This is a genomic window from Cellulomonas sp. B6 (assembly GCF_001462455.1).
Classification (GTDB): Bacteria; Actinomycetota; Actinomycetes; order Actinomycetales; family Cellulomonadaceae; genus Cellulomonas.
In genome coordinates, this window is sequence record NZ_LNTD01000088.1 from 1 (window position 1) to 7,165 (window position 7,165).

Consider the following 7,165-nt stretch of genomic DNA (forward strand, 5'->3'; position numbering starts at 1 on the left):
GGTCGGGCTCGCGCATGGTCCGCCCATGGTCGCACCGCCCCGGACCCGCCACGAATCGATTCGACGAACTCGTGCGCAGCGTCACGCCCGCGGGGCCGTGTGCCTCGTCACGTCACCACCCGGGCCCCTGACGAACACCCAGCGGCGTCCGCGCACGTCGCTCGCGTCGCCGCGGGCTCCCGGGACGCGGGTGTCGGTGGGCGGTGGGAGGCTGGCGCTCATGTGCGGGAGGTACGCGTCGTTCCGGGAGGACCAGGCGATCGCCGACGAGTTCGCGGTCGCGACCGTCGCCGACGAGGTGACGTTGCTCCCGCCGTCGTGGAACGTCGCCCCGACGGACGGCGTCCGCATGGTCGTCGAGCGCGCCGACCGTGACACGGGCGAGATCACCCGCCAGCTGCGGGTCGCGCGGTGGGGCCTCGTCCCGTCGTGGGCGAAGGACCCGTCGGTCGGCAGCCGCATGATCAACGCGCGCGTCGAGACCGTCGCCGACAAGCCCGCGTTCGCGCGTGCCTTCGCCGCGCGGCGCGCGCTGCTCCCGGCCGACGGCTACTACGAGTGGCAGGCCCCGCCGGAGGCGCCCGCCGGTGCCCCCCGCTCGCGCCGGGCCCCGAAGCAGCCGTTCTGGATCCACCCGGCCGACGACGACCTCGCCGCCCTCGCCGGGCTCTACGAGTTCTGGCGCGACCCGACCAAGGCCGACGACGCCCCCGACCGCTGGCTCGTCACCGTCACGGTCGTCACGCGCCCCGCCACCGACGCGATGGCCCCGATCCACGACCGCCAGCCGGTGATCCTGCCGCGCGACGCGTGGGCAGCCTGGCTCGACCCCGCCGTCGGGGCCGAGGAGGCCCGCGACCTGCTGGCGGTCGCGCCCCCGGAGCTCACGGCGGTCCCCGTCTCGACGCGCGTCAACGCGGTCGCGAACAACTCCCCCGCGCTGCTGGAACCGGTCGACCCGGCGGATCCCACCACCCCGGCCTGACCTCGGCCCGACCCGCGCCGGCCCCTCGCACGCACCACGGCCGACGTGTCCGCGACCCGCCCGCTGCCGCAGCGCACCCCCGGCCACCCGCACCCGCTCGTGGTCGGCGCACTGCCTCGACCGGGCCGCGACATCGTACGGCGTTCCGGCGGGCTGGCCGCCGGAACGTGGCACAGCACGGCGAGCTGCCGCGCCGCGCGCCCTCGACTCACGAGCAGTCGGGGCACCGGGTCACCGTCGTCAGGCGTCCGGCACGGGTGAGCGCGGCGGCGACCTGCGCGGCGACGGCGCACGGCTGACCCGTCACGTGCGACCAGCGGTAGCGGAGCGTGAGGTCGTCGTGCTCGACGAGGACGGCGTTGTCACGCCACACGTCACGGTCCGTCGTCCCCCCGGGGTGACCGAGGCGACCGTCGAGCTCGATGCGGACCCGCAGGCCGGGGTGCACGCGGTCGGCGCGGATCCACCGACCGTCGACCCGCTGCCGTACCTGGCCGACCGTGCGTGGCAACCCGTGCCGGCGTTCGACGTCCCGCACGTACCGGTGCTCGAGCGGTGACTCCACGCCGAGGGTCGGGTCACCCAGCACGGCCCTCACCAGCGCGCGGTGCCGCAGCGTCCTCCGCTGCTCGGCCCGGTGCAGGACGACGGCGGGCGCGACGCCGAGGCGCACGGCCTCCGTGACGACGGCGACCCCGGTGTCCTCGTCCACGACCTCGTCGAGCAGGTCGAGCACCGTCTCGACGACGTCGATCGTCCGCAGGCGTCCGCTCGCGTGCGGCATGACGCGGCGACGGCGCACCCGCAGGCCGTGCTGCGGCCGGACCGTGCGGGGCACAGGCACGCTCACCACGACGGCGTCACCGGGCACGCGCACGACACCGTGCACGTACGCGGCGGAGGCGTGCGACAACGCCGCACCGGGGCCGGCAGCGAGCAGCGCCGCGTGGGCGGTCTGCCACCACGACAACGTCCCGGACTGCAGCACCACGACCCCACGGAACGGCCGCTGCCACCGCCCGGCGGACACGCGGTCCCGAACCGTGCGACCGGGCACGCCGGCGGCAGCGAGCTGCGCGACGGTCGCGGCACCGGCGTGCCGCAGCACGACCGAGCGCACCGGGTCGGGCAACGCCGAGACGTCGGGCACGTGGACAGGCGAGGGGCGCGGGGCTCGGGTCATCGGCCGACCCTCGCAGCGCACCGCCCGCCGCGGGGGCCTCTCGCCCCACCTGTGGACGACGCGCTCGGCCACCCGCCCGCCGAGCACGACGCACGGACGCCCGGCCAGCGGGACGCCGTGTGGCCTTCCGGCGCCCATGCCGCCGGAATGCCACACACGGGAGGGATGCCTGGGCGGCGAACCGCCGACGGCACCGCGCAGGACGTCAGCCCGCGCGTGACAGCCGGAACGACCCGGTCGGGCCCAGGCCCGGCAGGTCGCGCACCGGCTGCTCGGTGAGGCGGAACCGCGGGTCGCCGCCCAGCACCTGCGCGGTCGCGGCGTCGACGAGCACGGTCGACGGCTCGGCGACGTCGGTCAGCCGGGCGGCGAGGTTGACGCTCGGGCCGAACACGTCGCCGAACCGCGACAGCACGCGGCCCCACACGAGGCCGACGCGCACGGGCGTGACACCCCGCGCACCCTCGGCGAGCCCGCCGGTGCTGCGCGCCGCGGCGACGTCCATCGAGTCGCCGAACGCGTCCGCGAGGCCCACCGCGACGGCGGCACCGACCCCCGGCGTGTCGGCGATGAACAGCACGGCGTCGCCGATCGTCTTCACGACGCGACCACCCGCACCGACGACCACGTCACGCGCCGCGGTCTCGAACCGCTGCACGAACGACGACAGGTCGGTCGACCCGAGGCCCGCGGTGCGCCGCGTGAACGACACCATGTCGGCGAACCCCACGGCCCGGGCGAGCGGCAGCGCCTCGCTCTGCGCGGCCTGCCCGCGTGCGTCGCCGAACTCGGCCGCGTACCGGTCGGCGACGGCCGCGAGCTGGCGGCGGTAGGAGTGCAGCAGCTGCTGCTCGAGCACGGGGGCCAGGTCGCGCAGGCGGTCGAGCACGAGCAGCCGCGCCGACGTGTCGTCGAGCTCGTACCGCGTCGACATGTCCTCGACGAGCGCCTCGACCTGCCACAGCGCGAGGCGGTCCGACGTGTGCCCGAGCGACCGGATGACCGTGACGACCGTGCGCAGGTCCAGCCCGTGCTCGGCGACCAGCGAGGTGGCCATCACGAGCGCCTGCGCGTCGCGCTCGGTGAACATGACCTCGTCGTCGCCGTGGCTCGGCAGGCCGAGCGTGCGCCAGAACGTCCGCACGAGCTCGAGGTCGACGTGCGCGATGCGTGCCAGGTCGCGCGCGGTCAGGGTGCGGGGACCACCCAGCAGGAGCTCGTCGAGATCCGTGGTGCGGGCGACGCGCGACGGTGCGGCGACGGCGTCCGCGACCGCCGTCGCGGACACGTCCTCGGGCTCGTCCTGGCCCGCGCCTGCGACGCCGTCCTGCACGGGCCCGAGCCTAGTTCACGCTCGTGTGGTGCCCGTCACGCGCACGTGCGCGACGTCGCCCGCGAGCACGCGGTGCGCGGTCCCGTCGGCGGTGCGGACCTCCAGCGCGCCGTCGTCGGCGAGGCCCTGCGCGACCCCCGCGAGCACGTGGCCGCCCGGCAGCTCGACCCGCACGTCCTGGCCGATGGTCGCGCACACGGACGCGACCTCCTCGACGAGCCCGGCGGCCGCGGCGTCGCCGCCGTGCTCGCCCCAGCGGCGCGCGACCTCGTCGAGCGACGCGACGAGCGCGACCAGGACGGTCGCGCGGTCGGCGGCACGCGCGCCCGCCTGCGCGAGCGACGTCGCCCACGGCACGGGCAGCTCGTCGGCGGTCTGGTCGACGTTGACGCCGATCCCCACGGCCACGGCGGGCACCTGCGGCACGGCCGACGCGAGGATCCCCGCGACCTTGCGTGCCGTGCCCCAGCCGTCGAGCGGCTCCGCGTCGTCGAGCTCGACGAGCACGTCGTTGGGCCACTTGAGGACCGCGCGCACGCCCGCGGTCGCGCGCAGGGCGCGCACCGTGCCGAGCCCCGCGAGCAGCGGCAGCCACCCGTAGGTCGCGGGCGACGACTGCGGCCGGGCGACGAACGTGCAGGTCAGCGCGGCCCTGGCCGGTGTGGTCCAGGTGCGTCCGGCACGCCCGTGGCCCGCCGTCTGGTGCTCGGCGACCAGCAGGCTCGCGTGCGGCCACGCGTCGGGGTCGGCGCGCAGCCCGGCGACGACGTCGTCGTTGGTCGACGCGGACGCCGGCACGACGTCGAGCCGCGCGAGGGGTCCCGCGGGTGCCAGGAGCATCTCCCGCAGCGTCCCGACGTCGAGGGGCGGTCGCACGCTCGTCATCCGCCCATGATGGCCCACGGCCCGCCCGCCGCGCAGGGGCGCGTTGTGGGGTCCCCACAGCCGGGTCCGGGCAACACGGTCGGGCCGGTGCACGCCCCTGGTGGCCCTGCGACAACTAGCCTCGGTCGGGTGACGCAGACCGACCCCACCGCGACGACGCCGTCGACGCCGCAGCCGCCCCGCCCGCCCCGCACCACCGCGGGCCTCCTCGACGACCTGCGCGCGCGCCGCGCCGCGGCCGTCGACGCGGCCGAGGAGAACGCGGCCGCCAAGCAGCACGCGCGCGGCAAGAAGACCGCCCGCGAGCGCATCGAGGCCCTGCTCGACCCGGGCTCGTTCACCGAGCTCGACGCGTTCGTGCGGCACCGGTCCACGAACTTCGGGCTCGAGAGGCGCCGCGTCGAGGGTGACGGCGTCGTCGTCGGCCACGGCACGGTCGACGGCCGTCCGGTGTGCGTGTACTCGCAGGACTTCACGGTCTTCGGCGGCTCGCTGGGCGAGGTGCACGGCGAGAAGATCACGAAGGTCATGGACCTCGCGCTGCGCACGGGCGTGCCGCTCGTCGGCATCAGCGACGGCGGCGGCGCGCGCATCCAGGAGGGTGTCGCGGGGCTCACGCAGTTCGCGGAGATCTTCCGCCGCAACGTCGCCGCCTCGGGCGTGATCCCGCAGATCAGCCTCATCCTCGGGCCGTCCGCCGGCGGCGCGGTGTACTCCCCCGCGCTCACCGACTTCATCGTCATGGCCGACGGCACGTCGAACATGTTCATCACCGGCCCGGACGTCATCCGCTCGGTGACCGGCGAAGACGTCGGCTTCGAGGAGCTGGGCGGCGCGACGACGCACTCGACGCGCTCGGGCGTCGCGCACTACATGGCCTCGGACGAGGACGACGCGATCGACTGGGTGCGCACGCTGCTCGCCTACCTGCCGACCAACAACCTCGCCGAGCCGCCCGCGTTCGAGCACGAGGCCGAGCTCGAGGTCACCGAGGACGACCTCGTACTGGACACGCTCGTGCCCGACTCCGACAACCAGCCGTACGACATGCACACCGTGCTCGAGACGGTCCTGGACGACGGCAGCTTCCTGGAGGTGCAGGCGCTGTACGCGCAGAACGTCGTGATCGGGTTCGGGCACGTCGAGGGGCACCCGGTCGGGGTCGTCGCCAACCAGCCGATGCAGATGGCGGGCACGCTCGACATCAACGCGGCCGAGAAGGCCGCGCGGTTCGTGCGCACGTGCGACGCGTTCGGCATCCCCGTGCTGACGTTCGTGGACGTGCCGGGCTTCCTGCCGGGCACCGACCAGGAGTGGAACGGCATCATCCGCCGCGGCGCGAAGCTCATCTACGCCTACGCCGAGGCGACGGTCCCGCTCGTCACGGTCATCACGCGCAAGGCCTACGGCGGTGCGTACATCGTCATGGGCTCCAAGCAGCTCGGCGCCGACGTCAACCTCGCGTGGCCGACCGCGCAGATCGCCGTCATGGGCGCGGGCGGTGCGGTCAACATCCTGCAGCGCGGCGCGCTGAAGAAGGTCGCGGACGCGGGCGGCGACGTCGAGGCCGAGCGCCGGCGCCTCACCGACGAGTACGAGGACGCGATCGTCAACCCGTGGGACGCCGCGGACCGCGGCTACGTCGACGACGTCATCGCGCCGTCGGAGACCCGGTCGCAGGTGGTGCGCGCGCTGCGCCTGCTGCGCACCAAGCGCGCGAGCCTGCCCCCCAAGAAGCACGGGAACATCCCGCTGTGACCCACGACCGGAGCGACGACCGGAGCGACGCATGAGCGACGAGCACGACGGCCACGGCCACGACGAGCACGACCCGACGTCGCACGGCGGCGAGCCGCTCACGGGCGTCGAGGCGGGTGACCTGCACGCGACGGTCGACGAGCTGTCGGCGGCGCTGCACGCGTACGTCGAGACCGCCGTCGGGGTGCGCGCCGAGTTCGGTGCGCGCGAGGCCGACGAGGACCCGCGCGTGCTGGCGCTGGAGCAGCGCGTCGGCACGCTCAACGCGCGCCTGTACGACCTGCTGCACGACCGGCTCGGGCTGCACGCGGACCTCACGGGCATGACGTGGGACGACACGGAGGGCGACGACGACGCGCCCGTGTCGCCCGGCGACCACGACACGTTCCACCTGGGGTTCGTGGTCGAGCTGCCACCCACCGTCAGCGACCTCACGCTCGACGCCGTGATCGACATCGTCGACGACGGCGGCGCGCAGATCGCCCGGACCCTGGGCGACCGCGGCTACGTGGTCGGCGAGTGGGGTGCGGGTCGCGGCGGCCCGGTCCTGCTCGACGAGGACGACGAGGGCACCGAGGACGACGCGTGAGCGCCCCCGACGACGACGCGGCGCCGCACGTCGACCCGCACGTGCAGGTGGTGCGGGGCGCGCCCGACGAGGTCGAGCTCGCGGCCCTCGTCGCGGGGCTCGTGGCCGCCGCGAGCGGGCACGAGCCGCTCGCCGACGACGCCGAGGCCCGGGCACGCGCCGCCCGTGCCCGGTGGGCCGCCCCCGGCCGGCTGCGCGGCGGCGTCGGTCCCGCGCGCGGCGTCGACGCGTGGCGGTGGAGCCTGCACCCCTGACGGGCACGGACGCGGCGGCGTTCGTGCGGCCGAGGCGCGGCGAGACCGTCGTCGGCCGCCCGTCGAGCGGCCGGGTCACGACGGATGGCGGGACCGGCGGCGCACCGCGGGGCCGCACGGCTGCTCCGCGGTGCGCGCCGCGCGACCGTCGCGGCCGCCGCCGGTGCCCGACGTCGTC

Annotated in this window: 7 protein-coding genes; 4 read left to right on the top strand and 3 right to left on the bottom strand. The window is 75.7% G+C overall.

The window, feature by feature from the left end:
- Positions 1-220: 220 nt before the first annotated feature.
- Positions 221-985, top strand: a complete 765-nt coding sequence (locus ATM99_RS08420) for an SOS response-associated peptidase (protein ID WP_062102470.1) — start codon at positions 221-223, stop codon at positions 983-985.
- Positions 986-1,193: 208 nt separating this feature from the next.
- On the opposite strand, the gene ATM99_RS08425 is transcribed toward ATM99_RS08420, so the two are convergent.
- The 3 genes from ATM99_RS08425 to ATM99_RS08435 form a co-directional block, all read right to left on the bottom strand.
- Complete coding sequence (locus tag ATM99_RS08425) at positions 1,194-2,168, bottom strand: type IV toxin-antitoxin system AbiEi family antitoxin domain-containing protein (protein ID WP_062102471.1); 975 nt, start codon at positions 2,166-2,168, stop codon at positions 1,194-1,196.
- A gap of 205 nt (positions 2,169-2,373) precedes the next feature.
- Positions 2,374-3,501 carry an adenylate/guanylate cyclase domain-containing protein gene (locus tag ATM99_RS08430; protein ID WP_223304899.1) on the bottom strand — a complete coding sequence of 376 codons (1,128 nt, stop codon included), beginning with the start codon at positions 3,499-3,501 and terminating at the stop codon, positions 2,374-2,376.
- 15 nt (positions 3,502-3,516) lie between these two features.
- Positions 3,517-4,386: a biotin--[acetyl-CoA-carboxylase] ligase gene (locus tag ATM99_RS08435; protein WP_062102466.1), complete on the bottom strand. Its 870-nt coding sequence runs from the start codon at positions 4,384-4,386 to the stop codon at positions 3,517-3,519.
- A gap of 129 nt (positions 4,387-4,515) precedes the next feature.
- Between ATM99_RS08435 and ATM99_RS08440 the strand changes: the two genes are divergently transcribed.
- Genes ATM99_RS08440 through ATM99_RS08450 form a run of 3 tightly spaced genes read left to right on the top strand, consistent with a single transcriptional unit; the run spans position 4,516 to position 6,987 of the window.
- Positions 4,516-6,144 carry an acyl-CoA carboxylase subunit beta gene (locus ATM99_RS08440; protein WP_062102467.1) on the top strand — a complete coding sequence of 543 codons (1,629 nt, stop codon included), beginning with the start codon at positions 4,516-4,518 and terminating at the stop codon, positions 6,142-6,144.
- A gap of 31 nt (positions 6,145-6,175) precedes the next feature.
- Positions 6,176-6,733 carry a hypothetical protein gene (locus ATM99_RS08445; RefSeq protein WP_062102468.1) on the top strand — a complete coding sequence of 186 codons (558 nt, stop codon included), beginning with the start codon at positions 6,176-6,178 and terminating at the stop codon, positions 6,731-6,733.
- The gene (locus tag ATM99_RS08450) at positions 6,730-6,987 is read left to right on the top strand and encodes an acyl-CoA carboxylase epsilon subunit (protein ID WP_062102469.1); all 258 of its coding nucleotides are present in this window, start codon (positions 6,730-6,732) and stop codon (positions 6,985-6,987) included. The genes ATM99_RS08445 and ATM99_RS08450 overlap by 4 nt, the downstream gene beginning before the upstream one ends.
- Positions 6,988-7,165: the final 178 nt, after the last annotated feature.